The 349-nt window shown below is 47.6% G+C and carries 1 pseudogene; it reads right to left on the reverse strand.

The annotated features are described in order from the left end of the window. Positions 1-349 (reverse strand): annotated as a pseudogene (locus FTW16_RS20655) (glyceraldehyde-3-phosphate dehydrogenase); the annotation flags it as partial.

The following is a 349-nucleotide window of genomic DNA, read 5'->3' on the forward strand; positions in this document are numbered from 1 at the left end:
ACCCACTAACATGGTTGATAGTGCATCTACGATAGTTGAACGTTGGTCGCCTTTGTAATCGATAGAAACCAGTGGGCGCTCTTCAAAGCCAAGAATGCCTTTCAGTTCGTTCTCAGACGCTTCTTTCAGCATCGCGTTGACTTCTTCCGCCGTAGTGTCTTGCTTCACTTCAAAGATGATATCTGTCAGAGAAGCATTCGCTAGTGGTACACGAACCGCGTGGCCGTTGATGCGGTTTTCAAGCTCAGGGAAGATCTCAACAATCGCTTTAGCACTGCCCGTTGTTGTCGGAATAAGACTCATACCACATGCACGAGCACGACGTAAATCTTTATGCGGCGCATCTAAT

Source organism: Vibrio sp. T20 (assembly GCF_007858795.1).
Lineage (GTDB): Bacteria > Pseudomonadota > Gammaproteobacteria > Enterobacterales > Vibrionaceae > Vibrio > Vibrio satsumensis.